The following is a 22874-nucleotide window of genomic DNA, read 5'->3' as shown; positions in this document are numbered from 1 at the left end:
CCACATTACTTTAAAACCCTGCATCAACTTAGTTAGCCTTATTCCATAAAGATTAGGTTTAGATAGTGAGGTTTAATCTGATTTTCCTCACACCAAACATCAAACCTTTCCCTCTCACTGGAGACAAAGCCGCTACCATCATCACATGTGATCATATGGATTTGACTATGAATCGGTCTTATATAACCATCGAATAACATAAACAGCCGTGTTGAAATAAGTGTATCCTTCAATTCTTCAACTGATATTTCATACTTACCCTTGAGATATTCATCCAAGTCTTTGTCCAACTGAAGATATCCACCCTTGAACGCCATCAGGTTTATTGCGCTTACTTCGGGCTTACCAATAGTAACTGGTGACCATAATCTGTCATCATTGCGCTTTAGAAATTTCTCACTCGGCTCAATAGAATTATACATCCAACCAGCCACATCTCCTTCACGCATTGCTTCTGCAACCAGCAGAGGTTCAAGATTTTCCATATAAAGTCCATCATCGTAGGGCATCTTAATATTAAGCCTCACGGATATTTTCATCCAAATCAACTCGAGAATTAATTTGGCGGAATTATATCGAGTCGACAGTACCGGCGCCCATTTGTTGTCTTGACAAACTCCTAAAAAAGGCAAACCATTCCCTTTTATTAAACTATAGTTTCCAGATGTCACCAGAGACGGTATAGTTGGTATACCAACTCCTATACCATCCTCTGCTTTCTTCTCTTCAATTATATCTAGGAATGCCTTTCTTATTCCGCGCTCTGTGGTGTAGCCGCTATATCCATGAATGATGGTAACTGGGGCGAAAAACTCCTGTACCAAAGCGTAAAACAACATACCTTCACTCTCTGGTAATTCATGAATTCCCATATAATGGGTAGGGGCAGCTTTACCTGTTAACTGCGAAAATCTAAGCCCAATTACATCTACATCTGGATCATAAGCCTCATTTATAAGTTTATGCTCAAAATACTCAGAAAATGCTTTTTTGATTTTTCCGAGATGGCTGACAGCGTCAGAAAAATCTTTTTTTGAAAGGGTTTTCTTGGCTTCGAAAACACACAATACATTCTCTATATCGTAGATATATTGTTCTGTAATACCGAACCTCTTTCCTTCACCACATACGAGCATACAATCGATTTGCTCAGGTAGCATTTTACCGCTAAGCTCAATAAAACCTGAAACCACCTTTAGATCAAGGTGTTTTGGTATTGCAAAATGTTGATCGATTCCTTGTTTAGTAATCTCCTCGTAAGCACTTCCTAATGTCGGCATGTGAGGCATTTCAACTCCAGATATTTTTTTCTCTTCTGCCTCAATAAAGTATTCAAGTAGTTCTGATGCTTTCCTTATCATTGATACACCCTGCTCTAGGTTTATTCGATGAATAGACAATACTTTTTTGTGCTATTTTGTTAGCTAAACAAGCCAGCAATCATCTCAAAAATTTGCTCATAGCTGCCTGCCAGCTCAAATTTAAACTTTCTACAAAATGTGTTAGATCAGATATGAGCCACTAAAGCTTATCGAAGCCAATCCACTATTCAAAATCAATATCATTTTCTTTTTTATGATGTTCTTTATGAGGTGCAGAATTTACAAGTTCAATATTATCTAAATCTAGTGCCAAGTCCGGATTATCCGCTCTTCTTTCCCTATGGTGCGCATGAGCATCCGGCTCAAGAGGCTCACCAGTATGCTGACACTCTGTAATATTCTCTTCCTCTAACTTCCTTTTTTTTAAATACCGTTGCTCATGCCTTATTTTACTTTCTTTTAAAGCACGTATTCTTAACGACTCACTATTATCCCTAAGTGCTGTTAAACACCTTTCATTTTCTTTCATTTGTTCAATTTTTTTAGCGTCGTACGGTTTTTCTATCCTCTCATCAAGCTCTCGTTTTAAAGCTGGGGTCCTCACAAATCTATCATTTCCAACTTTAAACTTATCTTTATTTGGAAGCCTGTTAAAAAACTTTTTAGCACCTACAATGTCTGTACACAAAGCATGTGGCAAAGCTTTAGCATTAAGCGCTGTTTTTCCATCATTATCGCGGACAGAATTAGCCTGTATTACCTCTCTAGTTTTCTGGGCATATTCTGGCTCAACAAAAATCGAGGGTTCAGGAAAATCAAGAGGTGTCGACTCTAAAGAATGCACGACAACTTGCTTTGGGGCTTTATCACTCATCTATGCCTCCAAAAGCTTCATCATCGGTTAAATCTTGATAAATATCTTGAAGTTTCTGAAACGCTTCTTTAGCCTGCTCAGAATCCCTTGTACCAAAATCCGGATGAACAATTTGAGCTATTCTTTTATACCACTTTTTTGCGACTTTCTTGTCACTATAAATTTCATCGTCGATTCCAAGTAGTTTTTCGCGCCTTTCCCCTTCATGCTCAAGAAGGTAGTAAATATACTCAGCTCTTTTGCTAACAAAATAACCTTTTTTGAACGGTAGCCAATTCTCTTTTAACGTTGAAATAACAGCCAGCAGTTCTTCATATGAATCTGCAGTCACCTTCAAAGGGACCACAATTTTCTCTAGCTGCTTAACTAGCTCACTTAGCTCACCTAGCTTTTTAAGCTCACCAACTGAGCTAACTTCGTAAAATTCTTTCATGTTTGTACCATTAAAAATTTTAAATGATGATAATTTATCTCGAAAATTTATACATTTGTCCACTCATCAATCATATCTGCCCAGTCCTGCAACATGGCTGTACGCTGCTCTCGATACTCAGCTTTGTTATAGATTGCCCTTACACCTTTTTGCTCATGCGCCAGGCATTTCTCTATCCAGTCGGTGTTATAACCAGCTTCATGAAGCAAGGTACTGGCTGTTCGTCTCAGGTCGTGCGGGCCGAATTTAGCAAGCGGCTGCCCCTCTTTCTGAGCCAGCTTGTAAGTCATGGTCATTACTCGATTGAGCGTGGCACTACTCATGGGGACGTCAGAATCGTAGCGTGACGGCAGTACATACTCAGATCCTCCGGAGAACGTCTTCAAAGCGATGAAGATGTCCATGGCCTGCCTGGATAGAAACACCAGGTGAGGGTTTCGCCGTTTCATCCGTTCCTTGGGTATCGTCCAGAGCGCTTCGCTGAAGTTGATCTCACTCCAGGTGGCATTCGTCAGCTCGCTTTTTCGCACCATCGTCAGCAATAGCAATTTGACCGCTGCCCGGATCGATGGTGATGTACCAATACGCCCCATGTACTGGTACATGGTCCTGATTTCTTCGGGCGTGAGGGTTCTATCCCGCGGCTCAAACCTGGCAATGCTTGCGGGCCGCACTAGGTCTGCCGGGTTCTCAACCTTCTGGCCTCGCTCAGTCGCCCAGCGATATACCTGGAGTACAATCTCACGCGCATGAACTGCCGTAGCAGGCGCACCGCGCTCTACGATGGCGTCGGTCAGTGCTCGCAAGTCCTCGTGAGTGATTTCATTCAGCTTCTGATTGCCGAATTTCGTTTCTAGCTCTCTCGCATAAACCGAGCGGCGCATATCACGGGTAGAGTCGGCCATCTGGTAGCCACGTAGCCACTTTTCCGCCCAGGCACCAAAGGTTTCAGCCCCTTTAACACGCGCCTTGTCTCTGGCCTTCTCCTTCGCTGGCGACTTTCCATCAGCGACCATCCGCTTGGCTTCACCAAGTCGCTCACGGGCTTCTGCCAGCGTGATCCCCCCAACGCCATAGCGGCCAAAAGTGACTGTCTCTTGCCTGCCATTGATAGAGTAGTTGTAACGGAATGAGATAGAACCGGCAGGAGTGACAGCCACATAGAGGCCATCCCGGTCATTCACCTTGTAGAGCTTATCCCTCGGCTTGAGGTTGCGCAGCTTGGTATCGGTCAGCAAGAGTCTTATCCTTCTTCGATTCCAATACCATGCTGGAAGATCACCCAAAAATTAGGCCATAAAATCAATAAAAACAGATAGTTAAATAATTTCGATACCATGAACACACAGGATCAAGCAGCATGGTATCGGCTATCACTCATGGCATCATGTCTCGATAATACCACCTTGGATACCACGCTCAAGCGGTGCTTCCTGCTGCCATCAGTTGCCAAACACTGCCAGACGAAAAAACAAAAAAGCCCATGAAAACATGGGCTTAAGTGTCATTTAATGCCAGTTAGTACCAACTAATGCCTAACGTGTGATCATTCCCACTCGATCGTCGCGGGCGGCTTGCTGCTCACATCATACGTCACCCGCGAGACACCACTGATCTCGTTGATGATGCGGTTGGAGACCTTCTCGAGCAGCTCATACGGCAGGTGCGCCCAGCGGGCCGTCATGAAGTCGATGGTTTCAACCGCACGAATGGCGATGACCCACTCGTAGCGGCGGCCGTCGCCGACCACGCCGACGGATTTCACCGGCAGGAACACGGCAAACGCCTGACTGGTCTTGTGGTACCAGTCGAAGTTGTGCAGCTCTTCGATGAAGATGGCGTCGGCTTCGCGCAGAATGTCGGCGTATTCCTTCTTCACTTCACCGAGGATGCGTACGCCCAGGCCTGGCCCGGGGAACGGGTGACGGTACACCATGTCATAGGGCAGGCCGAGTTCGAGGCCGAGCTTGCGTACTTCGTCCTTGAACAGTTCGCGCAGCGGTTCGACCAGCTTGAGCTTCATGGTCTCGGGCAGGCCGCCGACGTTGTGATGCGACTTGATCACGTGGGCCTTGCCGGTCTTGCTGGCCGCGGATTCGATCACGTCCGGGTAGATGGTTCCCTGGGCGAGGAAGTCAACGCCGTCGATCTTCGCCGCTTCCCGATCAAAGACATCGATGAAGGTGTTACCGATGATCTTGCGTTTGGCTTCCGGGTCATTGACACCGACCAGTTTGCCAAGGAATTCGTCTTCAGCATCCACGCGAATGACCTTCACTCCCATGTGGCTGGCGAAGGTTTCCATCACCTGGTCGCCTTCCTGCTTGCGCAGCAGGCCGTTATCGACAAAGACGCAGGTCAGCTGATCGCCGATGGCCTGGTGCAGCAATGCAGCCACTACCGAGGAATCCACACCGCCGGAGAGGCCCAGTAGCACGTGCCGGTCACCGACCTGCTCCTTCACCCGTACGGTAAGGTCTTCAATGATCTGGGCCGGGGTCCAGAGCCGTTCTGCCTTGCAGATCTCCAGCACGAAACGCTCCAGAATGCGCTGGCCCTGCAGGGTATGGGTCACTTCCGGATGGAACTGCACGCCGTAGAACTGCTTTTCGGGCCAGCTCATGGCAGCAATCGGGCAGCTTGAGGTGGAGGCCGTGACGGTAAAGCTGTCCGGCGCGCGGGAGACCTTGTCGCCATGGCTCATCCATACATCCAGCAAGGCGCCGCCATCACTGCCCACATGATCCTTGATACCGCCCAGCAGGTCGTCTTCCGCGCTGACATTGATCTGCGCGTAGCCGAATTCACGCTTGTTGGAACCTTCGGTGGCACCACCAAGCTGTTCGGCCATGGTCTGCATGCCGTAGCAGATGCCGAAGACCGGCAGGCCGAGTTCGAACACACACTCGGGGGCGCGGGGGGAACCCAGCTCGGAAACGGATTCCGGCCCGCCGGAGAGGATGATGCCGTTGGGGTTGTAGGCGCGAATCTCGTCTTCGGTAATGTCGAAGGCGCGAATTTCGGAGTACACGCCCAGCTCGCGCACACGGCGTGCGATCAGCTGGGTGTACTGGGAACCGAAATCAAGAATCATGATCTTGTGGGAGTGAATGTCTGTCATATGTGTAGGCCACTGCGTTGTGGGGCCGCCTGGGGCGTCCGCCGTGTTCGGAAACACAAGAGGGAAGCATGTCCTGAAAGCGGGCTTTCAGTGGACACCTTCCCTCTCGATTCAGGAAATACCTGCCTTAACGACCGCGGTAGTTAGGCGCTTCCTTGGTAATTTGCACGTCGTGTACATGGGATTCAGCGAAACCGGCACCGGTGATCTTCACGAACTGGGGCACGGTACGCATGGTGTCCATATCCGCACTGCCGGTGTAGCCCATGGAAGCACGCAGGCCGCCCATCAACTGGTGCACGATGGCGCTCATCATGCCCTTGTAGGGGACACGGCCTTCAATGCCTTCCGGCACGAGCTTCTCGACACCTTCTTCCTTGCTCTGGAAGTAGCGGTCGCTGGAACCCTGGGTCTGGGACATGGCGCCCATGGAGCCCATGCCGCGATAGGCCTTGTAGGTACGGCCCTGGAAGAGCTCGACTTCGCCCGGCGCTTCTTCGGTGCCGGCCAGCAGGCCGCCGATCATGACGCAGTTGGCACCGGCTACGATCGCCTTGGCAATGTCACCGGAAAAGCGAATGCCGCCATCGGCAATCACCGGCACACCGTAGGGCTCAAGCGCTTCACAGACGTCGGAAACCGCTGAAATCTGCGGTACGCCCACGCCGGCCACGATACGGGTGGTGCAGATGGAACCGGGGCCAATGCCGACCTTCACGCCATCCGCACCGGCTTCAGCCAGATCACGAGCAGCAGCGGCAGTGGCGATGTTACCGCCAATCACCTGGACCTGCGGGAAGTTTTCCTTGACCCACTTGACCCGATCAAGCACGCCCTGGGAGTGACCGTGCGCGGTATCTACCACGATCACATCCACGCCGGCGTCAGCCAGAGCAGCAACGCGGTCCGGGGTTTCCGGGCCGGTACCGACAGCAGCGCCGACCAGCAGACGGCCGTCGCTGTCCTTGGCGGCGTTCGGATAGGTACGGGCCTTTTCAATGTCACGTACGGTGACCAGACCACGCAGGTGGAAGCTTTCATTGACGATCAGGATCTTCTCGATCCGATGTTCCTGCAGCTTCTGCTTGATGACATCCAGGGAAGTGCCTTCCTGAACCGTCACCAGCTTCTCGCGCGGGGTCATGATGTTCTCGACCTGGTCGCCCTTGTTGGGCTGGAAGCGCATGTCGCGGCCGGTCACGATACCGACAAGGCTTTCGCCTTCAACCACGGGGAAACCGGAATAGCCGTGTTCCTCGGCCAGAGCAAGCAGATCCTGCAGGCGGGCCTTCGGGCTGACCGTTACCGGATCCTTGACGATGACACTTTCGTGTTTCTTGACCTTCTTGACTTCCGCAGCCTGCAGAGCAATCGACATGCTCTTGTGGATAATACCGATGCCGCCTTCCTGGGCCATGGCAATCGCCAGGCGGGCTTCGGTCACGGTATCCATCGCGGAGGACAGCAGGGGGATGTTCAGTTCGATCGTACGCGTCAGGCGGGATTTCAGGCTAACGTCCTTGGGGAGAACGCTGGAATAGCCGGGAACGAGTAATACGTCGTCGAACGTAAGAGCTTCTTGCGCTATACGTAACATGTCGGACACGCCCAATGGTCAGGTTAGAGATGCGGCGGGGAAAGTTAATCGCGCATTGTAAACCCTCGGCTGGCCGCGCACAATCGTACCCCCTTCCGGATGACGCGAACCGATTATATTCATGCCGCTAGCCACCGACCCCGTCACGCCCGCCCTGAGCGTACGCGATCTCAATCGCCAGGCCCGCCAGTTGCTGGACCGCCACTTTGATCTGGTCTGGGTCGAAGGCGAGCTGTCCAATGTGTCCCGCCCGGCCTCCGGTCATGTCTATTTTACCCTGAAGGATGACCACGCTCAGGTGCGGTGTGCCCTCTTTCGCAATCGGGCGGCATTTGTTCGCGCTCCGATGACCCACGGCGATGCCGTACGGGTACAGGCGCGCGTCTCCCTTTTCGAACCCCGGGGGGATTACCAGCTGATTGTGGAAGCGGTGCAGCGCGCCGGCGAAGGGGCACTGCTGGCTGCACTGGAAGCCCTCAAGCAGAAGCTGCGCGATGAAGGTGTGTTTGATAATGCACGCCCCTTGCCCTGCCCCCCGGCCCACCTGGGCATCATTACCTCGGCCACCGGCGCAGCGCTACAGGATGTGCTGGCCGTACTGCGCGCGCGCTGGCCGTTTACGCCGGTATCGGTATTTCCGGTGCCGGTACAGGGCCAGGACGCCGCGCCCGCCATGATCCGGGCGCTGTCACTGGCGGCCCGTGACGGGCGCTGTGACGCGTTGCTGCTGACGCGGGGTGGCGGCAGTCTGGAAGACCTGTGGGCCTTCAATGATGAGCAGCTTGCCCGTGCCATTCATGCGAGCCCGGTGCCGGTCATGAGCGCCGTCGGCCATGAAGTGGATACCACCCTTGCCGACTTCGCCGCGGATGCCCGTGCACCGACGCCCTCGGCCGCCGCGGAGCAATTGACACCGGACGCGGCTGCGATCAGACAGCAGCTGGCTGCGCTGGCAAGGCGGCTGGTACGGGCCATGGAGCACACTCTCAACGAATATGGCCAGCGCCTTGATCGGGCGCGCCTGGGACTGCGCCACCCCGGCGATCGGCTCGCACAGGACAGGCGTCAGCTTTCACAGCTGGAAGCGCGCATGCAGCGCGCAATACATCAGCAGCAACGCGACGCCAGGCGCACCCTCGACACGCTTGATACCCGCCTGACGCGTCAGCCACCATCCCGTCAGCTCGAGCAGGCGCGCGCCCTGACCCAGCGGCTGAGCGGGGCACTGCACGAAGCGATAAACCGCACCCTGCAGCAGGAAACGACCCGGCTGGATGTCGCCGCACGGCAACTGAACGCCGTCAGCCCACTGGCAACCCTGTCCCGCGGGTATGCCATTACCGAAAACGAGCAGGGCAACATCATCCGTCAGGCACAGGAAACAACGCCCGGGGAAATGATTACGGTGAGACTGGGAGAGGGACGCCTGCGCGCCGAGGTAAAGCGACGCTACAAGCGCTAGTGCGACAAGCACCGAACGCCACGGGGCATGGCGCTCGGTGCAGGAAGCATCGGGTCAGGAAGCCTTGAACCGTGCGACTTCAAGATCATGGCGCGCCAGCAGCTTGTAAAAATCGGTCCGGTTGCGCCCGGCAATACGGGCTGCCTGGGTCACGTTACCATCGGTCATCTTCAGCACCTTGATCAGATAACTGCGCTCGAACCCGGCGCGGGCATCGTTGAACGAGGGCAGCACGGATTCATCCGACGCCAAAGCCTGCGACACCAGCCCCTGGGAGATGATCGGTGACGTGGACAGCGCCACGCACTGCTCTACCACGTTGACCAGCTGCCGCACGTTGCCCGGCCAGCCATAGCCGACCAGCAGCGACAGCGCCTCGGGCGAGAACCCCTTCACACTGGACTGGTTACGAGCGCTGACCTGATGCACCAGATGCTTGGCCAGCAGCGGAATATCCTCGGCTCGTTCGCTGAGCGACGGCAACCGCAGGTTGACAACATTGAGCCGGTAATAAAGGTCTTCACGGAAATCACCGCTTTCCATGGCCTTGTTCACGTCCCGATGCGTGGCCGACAGGATACGCACATCGACCGGGATCGAGCGGGTACTGCCCAGCGGGCGAACGTGGCGCTCCTGCAGCACCCGCAGCAGCTTGACCTGTAGCGCCAGTGGCATATCGCCGATTTCATCCAGAAACAGGGTGCCACCATCTGCTGCCTGAAACAGACCTTCGTGCGCGTGCATCGCGCCGGTAAAGGCGCCCCTGGCGTGGCCAAACAACTCGCTTTCCAGCAGCTGTTCCGGCAAGGCGCCACAGTTGATGGCAATGAAGGGACGATTGCCTCGGCTGCTGGCACGGTGAATGGCATTGGCCATCAGTTCCTTGCCGCTGCCGGAGGGGCCGGTAATCAGCACGCTGACATCGCTGACGGCAACCATCCGGGCCTGATCAAGCACCTGTTCCATTACAGCACTGCGGGTGACAATCTCATCACGCCAGGCATCGTCATTGCCGGCAGATGCCGGCGTCTGACGCAGCGCGTCATCCACGGCAGCAAACAGCTCGTCCTTGTCGATCGGTTTGGTCAGAAAGCTGAAAACGCCCTGCTGCGTGGCACTGACAGCATCGGGAATGGACCCGTGTGCGGTCAGGATAATGACGGGCAGGCCTGGATGGCGCGACTGTACCTCACGGAAGAGCTCCATGCCGTCCATTTCATCCATGCGAAGGTCCGACAGTACCAGATCAGGCCGTTCGGACTGGATGTGCGCCAGGGCTTCGCGACCACTTTCAACCGTGGTAACCCTATATCCTCGGCTCTCGAGCCTCATGCTCAGTAGCCTTAACAGGCTGGCATCGTCATCGACCAGTAATAGGTGTGCCTTTCCTGCACTCACGGCTCATGCTCCTTGCATTCACCACCGCTCAGGGTGAACGGCGGCGTGCATTCATGCTTTCTTCAATCGCGGTCAGGGCGTCCAGCTTGCGGGTCAGTTCGGCATTCTTGTCCGCCAGTTGCTGTATCCGCGGATCCCTGGTGGGGGTGGCACTCGACACCAGTGTCTTGCGGTATTCAAGTTCATCAAGCCAGTAATGCAACAGGGGCTGAAGTGGCACCGGTGCCTTGTCGAGCTCGGTTCGATACAGCGCAGTTGCCTGCTTCCACTCCGCCCGGGTGCCCCAGGACAGTACCACAGCCCGCGCGAGGCGGTCTTGTGGAGTATCGTCCCCGGTTTGTTTCAGGATGTCACGGCGCCACTCATCATTGCCGTGCTGAGCCCTGATGCCAAACGCGATCCAGTTCGGCAGCAGGCACTCCCCTTCAATCAGTACAGGGGGCCCGGAAAAGAAGCAGTTGCTGGCACCGGTGCCCGTCAGATTCTGATTATGGCCAGTGATCATCTGACAGCCGGACAACATCAGGCTGACAGCAAGGCCGCATATAATATGTTCAAGTTTCATGGCCCATCATTTCCTTTATTCATCAGGCACGCTCAAGCTCGGCCTGATCAGTATGCCCACTACCGTTATCGTCCAGCCAGGGAAGGATCAGTCGAAAACAGACAGTCGCCTCTCCATCATCATCCTCCACAAGCGCCAGGCTGCCGTCCTGAGCGGCGGCACTTTCAGCCGCGACCGACAACCCGATGCCCGAGCCCTTGAGTGGCCCCTTGCGCTTCGACGATCCCTGATAGAAGGGCTCGAACAGGTGGTCCCTGTCCTTTTCGGCGATCGGCTCGCCGGTGTTGGCCACCTCGATATACAGCATCTCATCGTGCACAAAGGCACGAACCCAGAGTTTACCGCCATCTTCCCCATAGGCCACGGCATTGGAGACCAGATTGTCCACGATGCGCATGGTGCGGGTGCGATCCGCCTGCCAGGCCAGCCGATATTTCGACCAGCTCACCACCATCTGCTTGTTATCAAGCCCCAGGTGGTGCTTGTTCAGTACGTCCTGCACCATGGCAGCCACGTCAAAGCGTTTGACCTGCAATTTGCGATTATGCTGCAGCAGGTTGTAATCCAGCAGTTGCTCGATCAACGTCTGCAGCTCCTGGCTGCTGTCATCCAGCAGCAGCACGATTTCCTTCTGACGCGGGCTTAATTCGCCGACGATGCCATCGGCAAGAAGCCCTGCTCCCTCCCGGATACTGGCCAGCGGCGTTTTAAGCTCATGAGACATGTGCCGGAGAAACTGCTGTTTCTGGGCTTCAAGCTCTTCAAGCCGATTGGACAGCCAGTTCAGGCGCTCGCCCAGATTGATCAGCTCGGATGGCCCCTGCAACCGCGGCGGCTCCTTCTGCCGGTCGCCGCTGCCAATGCCAAGAATACGTTTTTCAAGCTGTTTTATCGGTCGAATAATCAGCCAGGTGAAAAACAGGATCAGCGCCAGACTGACCGGCACCAGAATGCTTGCCTGCAGCCACAGCGTGTTCTTGACCTCACGGGCACGGGCACGAATGCTGTCAATACGGGCATCGACCACGTCCCGGGTCTGATCGAGCAGTTTGTCGGTGTCTCTGGCAAAGGGCTGGAAGTCATCCAGTCGGTTCTTGATATCGGCAAGCGATGCATCCGGAATATTTCGCAGCGCATCCAGCTGCTGATTGAGCACATCGATGACGGGGTCATTGTCGAGCAGGCTGGCCTGCTGGTCCAGCAGCTCCTTGTAACGGGCGGCGCGCTCACGATAAATGTTCATCAGGCCCGGGTCCTCCAGTACGGCGTACTGGCGTGCACTCCGCTCCATTTCAACCGACAGGGTTGTCAGGGTGCGGGCACGTCGGGTCTGATCAACCGCCTGGCGCGCACTGACATCAGCCAGCTCGGAGAGCTCGGAGAGCGTCTGGCCTGCCTGAAAGATAAGCACGCCCATGGGCAGCATGACCATTAAAAAGGCAAGCAGCACCAATTGAGGAAGGGATCGCGGGCGCCAGTGGCGAGAGGCCTTGTTAGCCATAGTGTCTAAAACTCACACGGATTAACGGGTAAAACCCTTTACAGATCCTAACATGATAAATGCAGTGGGTAACGAAACAAACACACCCCTTTCACTATGGCCACTGAAGATATAAGCACACCGACATAAAAAAGCCGACACATGATGTGTCGGCTCAAGGTACGCAGGGAACTGAAGGGTAAAAGGGAATATGGTCGGGGGCTTGCCTGACCTGCACTGATCCCGGCACATTCCGGTGGCCCGAAGGCCATTAAAGTCCTCGACGACACTGATTCAGGAGTGCCCCCTGTGCCAGTACGGCACCGACTTTAAACGTGATATCCAGCCCGCAACGGCTCGATATATCAAATGGGTCTCTCCCATCCATGGGAGAGTCGGCATCCTTGCCGCGAGCGTGAAGCTCATGACACCTTATCCATGCTTTCGCGGTGTCTTGTCTTATCGCAACCTAAGCACAATGGGGTGCGCCCGAAGCATACGTAGATCATGCCGCTTGCCTCAGGCAGAAAACGATGTTCGCTTTCCTGCTGCACTGCACATTAGTAGCGAAATGCATGCCATTATAAAAAATAATACTTAATATCAATAACTTGAAAAAAATTAACCAGAATACATTCAACGCACCCGGGAAAAACGGAATGATTTTAACTGCACCGTCAATCAAGATGTCTCCAAACGCAGACACACAAAGCCTTCAATAACAACAAGCTATTTAAAATCATAAACTTACACTGTCTCCTTTTGATCACACCATGTGCTGCGGGTGTCGTTATTTTCCAACGCGCGCAAAAAAGCCGCCTGTAAGGCGGCTCGGGAAGGGCACCATGGCGCACCTACAGGGGCTTGATCAGCACCCGTGAGTTTCGGGTCGGGTTATAACGCTGTCTGCGGGCCTCGGGCAGTCGCTCTACCGGCACCGTTTCGAAACCTCGCTCAAAAAACCAGTGGGCCGTATGTGTAGTCAGGGCATAAAGCTCCCTGATGCCCTGCCGGCGGGCGCGCTGCTCGATCGCCTGCAATAGAACATCTCCACGCTCGCCGCCTCGGTAACTGCCGTGAACCACGACACAGGCAAGCTCGGCCATGTCCGTCCCGTGATCCACGTGCAACGCCGCACAACCGATGATCATGCCGTCACGCTCGATGACAAGATAGTCCCCCATGTCATGCTCAAGCCGTTCACGGGAGCGGGCCACCAGCACGCCCTGCTCTTCCAGCGGCTTGAGCAGAGCCAACAACCCCCCGACATCACGCAGCTCGGCGTCACGAAGCTGCTCGTAACGATCTCGAGTAATCATGGTGCCAACACCATCCCGGGTGAACAGCTCTCCCAGCAGGGCATCATGATCACGCCAGGAAATCAGGTGGGTACGCGCCACCCCCTGGCGGGCTGCCTCACAAGCCACCCCCAGATGCCGGCGCAACTCACCGGGCAATGCATCGGACTGAGCCATGAAACGCTCGGCATCGGCCGGCGTGAGCTGGCGCAGAAGCCCGGATGAGGGATCAGTAAATCCGCTACTGTCACCGATCAGAATCAGCTTGTCGGCCTTCAGCGCCGTAGCAGCGTGCAGGGCAATGGCAGAGGCACTGACATCAAACACTTCGCCGGTGCTCGAGTAGCCGATCGGGGGCAACACCACGATATGTCGTTGATCCAGCAGCGAGGTAATCGCCTCGGCGCGCACCCGTCGCACTTCTCCCTCGTGGAGATAATCGATGCCGTCACGAATACCGAAGGGGCGGGCCATGACAATGTTGCCACTGACGGCCGTAATGTCGGCTCCATACATGGGCGTATTGGGCAATCCCAGGGACAGCTGGGCTTCAAGTCCCAGCCGCATGTGCATCGCCTCACGCTCAATGATGTGCATGGTAGCGTCGTCCACTACACGCGGCATATCACTCACCGGTGGCTGATGCCCTGCCCGGGCAAGGGCCTGGTCGACCTGCGGGCGGATGCCGAAAACAAGTACCACCCGTACCCCCAGAATATGCAGCAGGGTAACGTCCTGGATCAGTGACTCGCGTCGTCGTGCTTCAAGCGCCTGCCCTTCCACCAGAATGACGAAGGTTCGCCCGCGATGAGCATTGATGTAGGGAGAACTGCTGCGAAACCATTCCGCAAAGGGAAACGACGTATCCAACGAGGCCACTCCTGTCTGAGGAAAATCGGAAATTCAGGCTTCACTATATCAACCGCGACAGATGCCGACATCCGGCCTAGTTGAGCGGGCATAAAAAAAGCGCGACCTGAAGGTCGCGCCCCTGGCAGTGAACGACCTGGTACTCAGCCGAACATGCCCTTGAACATGAAGAAGAAGATAATCGACAGGAACGCGCCGGCAGGCAGGGTAACAAGCCAGGACACGACGATGGTTCCCAGAACACGCAGGTTGAGCGCATGCATGCCCCGCGCAAGCCCCACACCCAGAACCGCGCCCACCAGCGTATGCGTGGTCGAGATCGGCAGACCGATGCCCGAGGCAATCACGACCGTACTGGCAGCAGCGAGCGTAGCCGCAAAACCGCGGCTGGGCGTCAGCTCGGTAATACCGGTACCCACTGTCGCAATTACCTTGTGCCCCAGCGTGACCAGACCTGCCACGATCCCTGCACCACCCAGCAACAGGATCCACCAGGGCATGGTAGATGCCTGCCCCAGATGCCCCTGCGTCTGAACAATGCCGACCACTGCTGCCAGCGGGCCTACCGCGTTGGCAACGTCGTTGGATCCGTGGGCAAAGGCCATGGCACAGGCCGTGAACATCATCAACACGCCGAAGATGCGCTCGACACTGGCAAAACTGAAGTTGTCACCTGCGCGGCTTTCACGGCCGATGCGACGCTCGAGCAGGATGCCGAACAGCATGATGATCGCGCCGACACCTATGGAGAGGCCGGCACTGTCCAGAAAGGACAGATGCAGGCCAATGTGCTTGAGTCCCTTGAGCAGGGTTACCATCGAAATAATGAACCCGACAAGGAACATGTAGCCAGGCACGTACCGCTTGGCCGCTGCAAAGGGATCACTGTTTTCAAAGATCAGCCGCTGAACCGAACGGAACAGCAGGTAAGCCAGCAGACCGGCCAGCAGCGGCGACGTCAGCCAGCTGGATACGATCTGACCCAGCGTGCCCCACTCGATGCTTTCAGGGCCGAGCCCGACAAGGCCGAACCCCACGATTGCCCCGACAATCGAGTGCGTCGTCGACACGGGCCAGCCCTTGGCGGAGGCAATCATCAACCAGATGCCGGCCGACAACAGGGAAGCCAGCATGCCATAGGCAAGATACTGAGGCGTCTGCTGCAGCAGGGCAGGATCAATGATCCCCTTTCGGATGGTGGCGGTTACTTCCCCCCCCGCAAGCCAGGCCCCCAGAAACTCGAACACGATCGCGATCAGGATCGCCTGCTTGACCGTGATGGCCTTGGAACCGACGGAGGTACCCATGGCGTTGGCAACATCGTTGGCGCCAACCCCCCAGGCCATGAAAAAACCGAACACACAGGCAAGAACTATAAAAAGTTCGCCGTATTGGGCAATAATGGTCATAAGCGTTCAGACAACTTCACTTGAGTGCGTGACAACTCGTCTACCGCCCTGATCGGGCGATTGATATTAACGAGCGAGCAGAATTTGTAGACGAGCACCGACACGCTCGGCGCAATCGGATACTTCACCAATCCAGTCAATGATTTGATACAGGAAGATGACTTCAACCGGCGGCAGGGTACTTTCCAGCGCAAACAGGGCGCGACGAATCGCCACCTGTTGATCATCGGCCTGATGTTCCAGCTCGTGAAGCTCCGTGATAAAGCCTTCCATGACGCCATACACGTTGCTTCCAAAACCGGATTCGATCACATCATCAAGCTCATGCAGCGCCTTGCGCGCCTGATGCACGGTGTCCACGGCGGTCTTGATGTAATCGTGCATCGGCTTTTCAAGTTCCGCCGGCACGTGCATCCTGCGACCCAGCATGATCCCGGCTATATCCTTGATCTTGTTGGCGATCTTGTCCTGGACACTGATCAGCTCCAGCAGATCCGACCGTGATACGGGCAGAAACAGCGTATTGGGCAGATTAAGACGCAACCGTGTCTTGAGGTCATCAGCCTGGTGCTCGCACTCGCTGATCTGATTGCGCACCACCGCTGCCTGCTCCCAGTCGTCTTTCAATGTGGCATTGAAAAACGTGATCAGCAGGTCAGCGCTTTCTGTTGTCTTGACGATATGCTCAAGCAGCGGCTGAAAGGGCGACCGCCCGAACAGCGCCGAAAATGGGTTATGACTTACCATGGGTAATCAACATCACGTTGGGAATGGCGTGGTCAGTATATAAACTGCGCCCCCACTCGTCATCGAAAATTAACATTCATTCTCCAAATGATCAGGACGGCATCATGGCGACAGAAACGGAACTCAAGCTTCAATGCACTCCGGAAGGCCTTGAGCAGCTACTGCAGCACCCTCGCCTCGCCGGTATTGCGCCTCGCCGGCAGTGGCTGCGCAACACGTATTACGATACGCCGGAGCAGGCCCTTCAGCAGGCACGCATGGCGCTTAGACTGCGTCGCACGGAATGCGGCGTAGTGCAGACGCTGAAAACGGCCGGAGAGGAACACGGAGGGCTGAGCCGACGTGGCGAATGGGAATGGGCGCTGAATGAGGAACAGCCTGATACCGATGCACTGCGTGACGTCGGCCTGAGCGGGCTGACACCGGACCTGCTCGACCGGCTTGAACCGGCCTTTACCACGGACTTTCATCGGACGACCTGGCACGTCACATTCGACGATATCGATATCGAACTTGCCTTCGATCAGGGAACGATACAGGCCGGCGGCAATGCCACAGATATCTGTGAAATCGAACTTGAGCTCAAGACAGGCCATAGCGCACGTCAGGGAGAGCAGGCGCTACTCGGGCTGGCCAGAACCCTGACAGACACCCTCGCCTGCCGACCGGCAAATGCCAGCAAGGCTGCCAGAGCTGCCCGCCTGGCCAAACGGCAATGGCCACAGGCCGAACCGGACGCCACGGCTCATGCACGACTTGATGCCGTGATTGCCGGTCTAGATGCCTATGCTGACAGCGGGGAGCAACGCCACTATGACGCCGCCTGTCAGGCAGCTAGGGCACTGGCGAATGACAGCGATCCTGCCATTGCCGTCCCAGCCGAATCGCTGACTCTGGCACTGACCGAAGGACAGTGGCTTTCCACTACCGCCTCAGGGCCAGCCCTTGCACTGATCGAGCGGTTATACATGGGGTAGACAAGCGCCCTCTCAGGCCTTCATGACCGGGAACAGGGGAAGTTCTTCGATCACACGGCCAACCGGCAGGGGGCGAGCATAAATAAATCCCTGAATACTGTCGCCGCCGAGGGCACGCACCGTGCGAAGTACCGGGAAGTCTTCAACGCCTTCAACCACGACCCGGTACCCAAGACGCTTGCACAGCTCGATCATGGACACCAGTACATGCCTCTTGCGGGCATCGGATTCGATATGCATCACCAGACATCGATCGAGCTTGACGGTATCCAGGGGCAAGTCACAGAGCTGTGCCAGCGAGGAATAGCCGGTCCCGAAATCATCCAGCGCAATGCTGATGCCCCGCGCCCGCAATGCTTCAAGGGTCAATCGTGCTGTCTGAGGCTCTGCCAGCACGGAAGATTCGGTCACCTCGACCTGCAGACGGGTCGGCGCAACATTTCGCCTGGCAAGGGCTGACATCAGCCACTCCACCAGCGTAGCGTCCAGCAGCTGCTTGCTCGACAGGTTCACATTGACGGTAAATTCCGACCCATACACGGTATTGAAACGAGGGTCTGCAAGCACATCGATGGCCTGCTCGAGCAGGTGGCGACTCAGGGGATGAATCAGCGCGGTGCGCTCGGCCACCTCGATAAAATACTCCGGCCCGATAATGCCGAACTCGGTCTGAAGCCGCATCAGGGCTTCAAAGCCAACGATTCGCCCGCCTTCGCTCAAGCTGACAATGGGCTGCAGAAAGCAACGCACCCCATTGTGCGCCAGCGCTTCGCGAATCATCTGCTCGCCCGCGCCGGCATGGCGGGTCAGCTCCGCCAATGCATCCGTATAAAAGCATCGAGAGCCCACCCCGGTACGGACGGCGTGCTGAAGGGCCAGCCGTGCCTGCATCAGCAGCTGCGGTACATTGGTGACCTGCCCCGGATGAAATTCCACGATGCCCATGGCATGGGAAAGCCAGACACCGGTTTCATCAAAGATCACCGGCTCGGAAAACACGGCTTCAAGCCGGTCCATGATATCCGACAGCGTGGCGCGGCTATCTGCCTCGACCACCAGACCGAACTGATAGTTCGGCAGCGCCACCAGCGATGTATCCGGCGGCAGCCTGCAGCGCATTACCCGACTGAGCCGCCTCAGCCCGCCCTCGATATGGTGCGGCGGAAAGGCATCCAGCACGTCCTCGGCATTGCTCAGCGCCAGCTTGATCAGATAAAGCGGCTGGTCGCTGTTGCTGCGACAGATATCGTCCAGATGCTGGTTAAGCAGCTCCGCATTGCCCAGTCCCGTCGCTCGATCACAAAACCGCTGGTCGGTGATATCGGTCTGTGTACCCACCAGCCAGCGCCCACGCCCCGAGGTCTGCCCATCGCTTACTCCTCGGCAGGCCATCATGCGCCAGGTACCAAAAGCGTCCTTGATCCTGTATTCCACGGCCAGACTGCTGTCAATGCTGTTCAGATAACGCTCGACCGCTTCGCGGAGCATGGCCTGGTCATCAGGATGAACTCGATCAAGCCATACCGATGAAGGCAGGGGCCCGTGTTCTTCCTTGAGCCCCAGCATGCTGAACCAGCGTGAGGAAAGGCACAGCTGATCGGTATCCAGCCGCCACTCCCAGATGCCATCCGTGGTGCCATCCAGCACCCCACCCAACAGCAGGGTGTGCTCACTGAAACACCCTCCGGACAGGGCCCCGAAAGGCATTGGCGAGGGCGTGACCTGAGGATAAAGCGCATTGCACAGTACAGCCAGACGCGCAACGCACTCGCTCTCGGCACGCTGGCCATCCAGCGTCAGGTCGTTGGTACCCACCCTGTTTCTGACCCATGCATCCAGCGTACCAATGGCCTGATCCAGGATCTCGATCTCCCGGCTTTTTTCTTCACCATTACTTTCGGGGGTGCACATATCAGCCATTGCGTTATGTTCCCTGCCTGCAAGGAGTGAGTTGTTCTATACTGCCCATCGCCAGGGCAGGGTTCAAAACGACCCGCCAACGGCCCTGCCCCGGCCCCCTGGTGTACCGATTCGATTATCAGGGAGAAACGCGTGTCCCATTCATCCCCCTTCAGCCCGGGCGAAAAAGGCCTGCGTCTCAGGACGTTTCAGATCATTTTTGAATCCGACACCCGGTCGGGAAAAGTCTTCGATATCGTGTTGATCAGCGTCATCATTTTAAGCGTGTCGATTGTCTTTCTTGATAGCGTGCCCCACCTCAATGCCCGATATGGCGAATGGTTCAGTATCGCCGAATGGGTATTTACCCTGATCTTTACCGTGGAATACGCGCTGCGCATCTGGTGTCTGGACCGCCCGTGGCGCTACATGCGCAGTTTCTACGGCATCATCGATCTCGTCACCATCATGCCAAGCTGGCTGAGCCTCGTGATTCCGGGCGCCCAGACCATGCTGGTCATACGCATCATGCGGGTATTGCGCCTGTTTCGTGTACTACGCCTGATGGAATTCGTCGGTGAAGGTCGCATGCTGGTACAGGCCCTTAACCGCAGCCGTCGCAAGATTCTGCTTTTCCTTACGGCAGTGTTATCAATTATTACAGTGTTCGGTTCACTTATTTATTTGATCGAGCCACCCGAAGCAGGTTTTACCAGCATCCCCAAGGCGCTTTACTGGGCCATCGTTACCCTGACAACGGTCGGCTATGGCGACATTGCCCCCATCACACCGGTGGGTCAGTTCATTTCATCGATCATGATGATTCTGGGATATTCGATCCTGGCCGTGCCTACCGGAGTATTTTCCGCCGAAGTCATCCGCGCCATGCGCACCGAGCAGGAATCCGAAGAAGCCTGCCCGGGCTGCGGCCGTGAAGGGCATGACAAGGATGCCCACTACTGCAAGGACTGCGGCACCTGGCTTGATGAGGAGACCGAAGATCCCCGTCTCAAGGAGGATAACGTCGACCAGGACAAATAAATACTTTATTAATCTTAACTAATAGAAAAGTATAAACCTAGCCGAAACGTGCATGTCATATAAAGGGAGTGATATCACCGCGCCCTTCTCGCACGATCACCGGCGGCAGATCGCGCAGATCAATCACACTGGTTGGCTCCAGATGGCAGGCACCACCATCGATGATCGCATCAAGATGGGCTCCGAACTGCTCACGGATATCCTCGGCGTCCGTCATTGGCAGGGTCTCGCCCACGGGAATCAGCGTCACGCTCATGAGCGGGCCCCCAAGGGCCTGCAGCAGGGCATGGGTAATGATATGTTCCGGAACGCGGACACCAATGGAGCGACGCTTGGGGTGAAGCAGCAGTCGCGGCACATCGTTGGTCGCATCGAGGATGAAGGTATAGGCCCCGGGCGTATGCGCCTTGAGCAGCCTGAACACACTGTTGTCTACCTTGGCGTAGGTACCAATCTCTGACAGGTCAGAGCAGACCAGCGTAAAATTGTGACGATCATCCAGCTGACGCAGCCATTTGATCTTTTCGATCGCTTTCTTCTCGCCCAGCGAACATCCCAGCGCATAGCCCGAATCGGTGGGATAGGCAATCACACCGCCCTTGCGAACAATATCAATGGCCTGCTGAATCAGGCGGGGCTGGGGATTATCCGGATGCAGACTCAAGAACTGGCTCATGAAAACTCCCTGCGCCATGGCGCGTAACTCATGTAATGACGCTCTCCACTATAGCGGATCAGCGTCGGAAAGACCGTTCTGTCGGCACCACTCCGACAGCCGTGGATGCGTCCAGACCGGCGGCAGGGCTGTTCGAGGGATCGCACCAAAACGCCCGGGCGCCACCGGCCCGCCCTGAAAGTGAAAGTCACTGCCCAGTGAGCCCATCATGCTGCGGCGCGTCAGAATCTGGGCCAGATCGCGTCCCTGATCCTCATTTTGAAACCCGCTGACCAGTTCGGCACCCGCCGCCCCGGCTGTCCCGGCATCGTCCAGTAGCGCCGTCAACTTCTTGCGTGTCAGCCGGTAACGCAGCGGATGAGCCACCAGCGCAATGCCGCCTCCAGCCACAATCCAGTCGATGGCCGCCGACAGCCCGGGCCAGGGCTGTTTGACATCGCCAACCTTGCCGGCACCTAGGTATTTCCTGAAGGCCGTTTTCATGTCCGGCACCAGTCCCTCCTCCACCATGGCTCGGGCAAAATCCGGACGCCCCAGCGCAGTACGCTCACCAGCCTGCTGCTGTGCCTTGCGCCAGGCATCGCTGAATCCCGCCTTTTCAAGTCGCCGTGCCACTTCCTCGTTGCGTGCCAGACGCGCCTCGGCCTGACGCGCCAGCCCCTCCAGCAGGATATCGCCCGGTGCCTGTGGCAGTAGCGCCACGATATGAATACCGACCCCCTGCCACTGGCTGGATACCTCGACGCCCGGCAGTACCGCCACGCCGGCAGCTCGACCGGCAGCGCAGGCCTCATCCACGCCCGCCAGGGTGTCATGATCGGTCAGCGCCATGAACTTCACCCCGCGCGCTGCCGCCAGATGCACCAGATCGGTGGGTGAAAACGCGCCATCGGAAGCAGTCGAATGCATGTGAAGGTCAATGCCGCTGGCAGCATCAAGGCGGGTCGGCAACGTGAACCGTTCAGAAGACATGACAACTCCAGGGGATGGAAAAGATCGCATGATAACAGCTCGCGCGGCCTTGCCGCAGTGGAGCTGGCGCAACCGGGTTCGCCCCGTGTTAAGCTTTGCCGTTCATGCAGGGCGCGTGCTCGCGCCGACCCATCCCCGTGCCCTCGCCGACAGGAGATCGCACACGCTCATGAAGATGCTGATTGATTTTTTCCCCATTGCGATTTTCTTTCTGGTTTACCAGCTCACCAAGGACATCGTGCTGGCCACGGCCGTACTGATTCCGGCCACGATTGCGCAGGTACTGTTTACCTGGTGGCGCTTTCGCAAGATTGAAAAGATGCACCTGGTAACACTGGCACTGGTAGTAGTGCTGGGCGGCGCGACCGTGATCTTTCAAAATGGTGACTTCATCAAGTGGAAGCCGACCATCGTCAACTGGCTGTTCGGTGTCGCCTTTTTGCTGTCACCGCTGATTGGTGGCAAACCGCTGATTCAGCGAATGATGGAAAAGAACCTGTCCCTGCCGGCGCCGGTCTGGATGCGCCTCAATCTGGCCTGGGTGGCCTTTTTCATGGTACTGGGCGCCGTGAATATCTTTGTTTTCAAGACCTACAGCGAAGAAACCTGGGTTGATTTCAAGCTGTTCGGCATGATGGGACTGACCATCCTGTTTATTCTGATTCAGGGCGTGTACCTCGCCCGCCACATGAAAGACCCGCAACACAACACTACGGATTCAGGAGAGTAACCA

At 56.0% G+C, this 22874-nt stretch carries 19 protein-coding genes; 4 read left to right on the top strand and 15 right to left on the bottom strand.

From position 1 onward, the window contains the following. Window positions 1-38: 38 nt before the first annotated feature. The 6 genes from NAT21_RS04040 to guaB all read right to left on the bottom strand — a co-directional run bounded on the left by NAT21_RS04040 (window position 39) and on the right by guaB (window position 7347). Window positions 39-1361 (bottom strand): DUF6602 domain-containing protein, encoded by a 1323-nt coding sequence (locus NAT21_RS04040; RefSeq protein WP_250935912.1) that lies wholly within the window; start codon window positions 1359-1361, stop codon window positions 39-41. A 184-nt stretch (window positions 1362-1545) separates the two neighbouring features. Beyond that, window positions 1546-2196 (bottom strand): hypothetical protein, encoded by a 651-nt coding sequence (locus NAT21_RS04035; protein WP_250935910.1) that lies wholly within the window; start codon window positions 2194-2196, stop codon window positions 1546-1548. After that, a complete protein-coding gene (locus NAT21_RS04030; protein WP_250935908.1) occupies window positions 2189-2629 on the bottom strand; it encodes a DnaJ domain-containing protein in 441 nt (146 codons plus the stop codon). Before NAT21_RS04030 ends, NAT21_RS04035 begins: the two co-directional genes overlap by 8 nt. Before the next feature lie 47 nt (window positions 2630-2676). Then, complete coding sequence (locus NAT21_RS04025; RefSeq protein ID WP_250935905.1) at window positions 2677-3867, bottom strand: tyrosine-type recombinase/integrase; 1191 nt, start codon at window positions 3865-3867, stop codon at window positions 2677-2679. 308 nt (window positions 3868-4175) lie between these two features. After that, on the bottom strand, window positions 4176-5750 hold the full coding sequence (gene guaA, locus NAT21_RS04020; RefSeq protein WP_250935903.1) for a glutamine-hydrolyzing GMP synthase: 1575 nt from the start codon (window positions 5748-5750) through the stop codon (window positions 4176-4178). 127 nt (window positions 5751-5877) lie between these two features. Continuing rightward, window positions 5878-7347 (bottom strand): IMP dehydrogenase, encoded by a 1470-nt coding sequence (gene guaB / locus NAT21_RS04015; RefSeq protein ID WP_250935901.1) that lies wholly within the window; start codon window positions 7345-7347, stop codon window positions 5878-5880. A gap of 121 nt (window positions 7348-7468) precedes the next feature. Between guaB and xseA the strand changes: the two genes are divergently transcribed. Continuing rightward, complete coding sequence (gene xseA / locus NAT21_RS04010; protein ID WP_250935899.1) at window positions 7469-8809, top strand: exodeoxyribonuclease VII large subunit; 1341 nt, start codon at window positions 7469-7471, stop codon at window positions 8807-8809. 54 nt (window positions 8810-8863) lie between these two features. On the opposite strand, the gene glrR is transcribed toward xseA, so the two are convergent. The 6 genes from glrR to NAT21_RS03980 all read right to left on the bottom strand — a co-directional run bounded on the left by glrR (window position 8864) and on the right by NAT21_RS03980 (window position 16576). Then, complete coding sequence (gene glrR, locus NAT21_RS04005) at window positions 8864-10207, bottom strand: two-component system response regulator GlrR (RefSeq protein ID WP_250935897.1); 1344 nt, start codon at window positions 10205-10207, stop codon at window positions 8864-8866. A 28-nt stretch (window positions 10208-10235) separates the two neighbouring features. Continuing rightward, window positions 10236-10772, bottom strand: a complete 537-nt coding sequence (locus NAT21_RS04000) for a hypothetical protein (RefSeq protein WP_250935895.1) — start codon at window positions 10770-10772, stop codon at window positions 10236-10238. A 22-nt stretch (window positions 10773-10794) separates the two neighbouring features. After that, window positions 10795-12273 (bottom strand): sensor histidine kinase, encoded by a 1479-nt coding sequence (locus NAT21_RS03995; protein WP_250935893.1) that lies wholly within the window; start codon window positions 12271-12273, stop codon window positions 10795-10797. A gap of 833 nt (window positions 12274-13106) precedes the next feature. Beyond that, a complete protein-coding gene (argA, locus tag NAT21_RS03990; protein ID WP_250935891.1) occupies window positions 13107-14420 on the bottom strand; it encodes an amino-acid N-acetyltransferase in 1314 nt (437 codons plus the stop codon). Between the two features lie 143 nt (window positions 14421-14563). Further along, window positions 14564-15829, bottom strand: coding sequence for an inorganic phosphate transporter (locus NAT21_RS03985; protein ID WP_250935889.1), 1266 nt, complete (start codon window positions 15827-15829; stop codon window positions 14564-14566). A gap of 66 nt (window positions 15830-15895) precedes the next feature. Further along, a complete protein-coding gene (locus tag NAT21_RS03980) occupies window positions 15896-16576 on the bottom strand; it encodes a TIGR00153 family protein (protein ID WP_250935888.1) in 681 nt (226 codons plus the stop codon). A 104-nt stretch (window positions 16577-16680) separates the two neighbouring features. Here NAT21_RS03980 and NAT21_RS03975 point away from each other — a divergent pair, with 104 nt between their 5' ends. Next, window positions 16681-17553, top strand: a complete 873-nt coding sequence (locus NAT21_RS03975; RefSeq protein ID WP_250935887.1) for a CYTH domain-containing protein — start codon at window positions 16681-16683, stop codon at window positions 17551-17553. A gap of 12 nt (window positions 17554-17565) precedes the next feature. Here NAT21_RS03975 and NAT21_RS03970 read toward each other — a convergent pair whose 3' ends face one another. After that, window positions 17566-19473 carry a GGDEF domain-containing phosphodiesterase gene (locus tag NAT21_RS03970; RefSeq protein WP_250935886.1) on the bottom strand — a complete coding sequence of 636 codons (1908 nt, stop codon included), beginning with the start codon at window positions 19471-19473 and terminating at the stop codon, window positions 17566-17568. A gap of 132 nt (window positions 19474-19605) precedes the next feature. Here NAT21_RS03970 and NAT21_RS03965 point away from each other — a divergent pair, with 132 nt between their 5' ends. Continuing rightward, window positions 19606-20493, top strand: a complete 888-nt coding sequence (locus tag NAT21_RS03965) for an ion transporter (RefSeq protein WP_250935885.1) — start codon at window positions 19606-19608, stop codon at window positions 20491-20493. Between the two features lie 55 nt (window positions 20494-20548). Here the strand turns inward: NAT21_RS03965 and NAT21_RS03960 are convergent, their stop codons facing one another. Together NAT21_RS03960 and NAT21_RS03955 are read right to left on the bottom strand one after the other, a co-directional pair. Further along, window positions 20549-21169: an L-threonylcarbamoyladenylate synthase gene (locus NAT21_RS03960; protein ID WP_250935884.1), complete on the bottom strand. Its 621-nt coding sequence runs from the start codon at window positions 21167-21169 to the stop codon at window positions 20549-20551. Between the two features lie 48 nt (window positions 21170-21217). Next, on the bottom strand, window positions 21218-22141 hold the full coding sequence (locus tag NAT21_RS03955; RefSeq protein ID WP_250935883.1) for a PHP domain-containing protein: 924 nt from the start codon (window positions 22139-22141) through the stop codon (window positions 21218-21220). A gap of 169 nt (window positions 22142-22310) precedes the next feature. On the opposite strand from NAT21_RS03955, the gene NAT21_RS03950 reads away from it, so the two are divergent. Beyond that, the gene (locus NAT21_RS03950) at window positions 22311-22871 is read left to right on the top strand and encodes a septation protein A (protein ID WP_250937979.1); all 561 of its coding nucleotides are present in this window, start codon (window positions 22311-22313) and stop codon (window positions 22869-22871) included. Window positions 22872-22874 lie beyond the last annotated feature (3 nt).

Source organism: Larsenimonas rhizosphaerae (assembly GCF_023700005.1).
Lineage (GTDB): Bacteria > Pseudomonadota > Gammaproteobacteria > Pseudomonadales > Halomonadaceae > Larsenimonas > Larsenimonas rhizosphaerae.
Note: the sequence above shows the minus strand (reverse complement) of the source record. Positions and strands in the feature narration are given on the sequence as shown.

Coding starts and splice junctions, on each gene's coding strand:
- NAT21_RS03955 (WP_250935883.1), bottom strand. CDS start 22,141: ATGTCTTCTGAACGGTTCACGTTGCCGACCCGCCTTGATGCTGCCAGC.
- NAT21_RS04000 (WP_250935895.1), bottom strand. CDS start 10,772: ATGAAACTTGAACATATTATATGCGGCCTTGCTGTCAGCCTGATGTTG.
- xseA (WP_250935899.1), top strand. CDS start 7,469: ATGCCGCTAGCCACCGACCCCGTCACGCCCGCCCTGAGCGTACGCGAT.
- guaA (WP_250935903.1), bottom strand. CDS start 5,750: ATGACAGACATTCACTCCCACAAGATCATGATTCTTGATTTCGGTTCC.
- NAT21_RS03970 (WP_250935886.1), bottom strand. CDS start 19,473: ATGGCTGATATGTGCACCCCCGAAAGTAATGGTGAAGAAAAAAGCCGG.
- NAT21_RS03960 (WP_250935884.1), bottom strand. CDS start 21,169: ATGAGCCAGTTCTTGAGTCTGCATCCGGATAATCCCCAGCCCCGCCTG.
- NAT21_RS03980 (WP_250935888.1), bottom strand. CDS start 16,576: ATGGTAAGTCATAACCCATTTTCGGCGCTGTTCGGGCGGTCGCCCTTT.
- NAT21_RS03975 (WP_250935887.1), top strand. CDS start 16,681: ATGGCGACAGAAACGGAACTCAAGCTTCAATGCACTCCGGAAGGCCTT.
- NAT21_RS03985 (WP_250935889.1), bottom strand. CDS start 15,829: ATGACCATTATTGCCCAATACGGCGAACTTTTTATAGTTCTTGCCTGT.
- NAT21_RS03950 (WP_250937979.1), top strand. CDS start 22,311: ATGAAGATGCTGATTGATTTTTTCCCCATTGCGATTTTCTTTCTGGTT.
- guaB (WP_250935901.1), bottom strand. CDS start 7,347: ATGTTACGTATAGCGCAAGAAGCTCTTACGTTCGACGACGTATTACTC.
- NAT21_RS04030 (WP_250935908.1), bottom strand. CDS start 2,629: ATGAAAGAATTTTACGAAGTTAGCTCAGTTGGTGAGCTTAAAAAGCTA.
- NAT21_RS04040 (WP_250935912.1), bottom strand. CDS start 1,361: ATGATAAGGAAAGCATCAGAACTACTTGAATACTTTATTGAGGCAGAA.
- NAT21_RS04035 (WP_250935910.1), bottom strand. CDS start 2,196: ATGAGTGATAAAGCCCCAAAGCAAGTTGTCGTGCATTCTTTAGAGTCG.
- NAT21_RS03995 (WP_250935893.1), bottom strand. CDS start 12,273: ATGGCTAACAAGGCCTCTCGCCACTGGCGCCCGCGATCCCTTCCTCAA.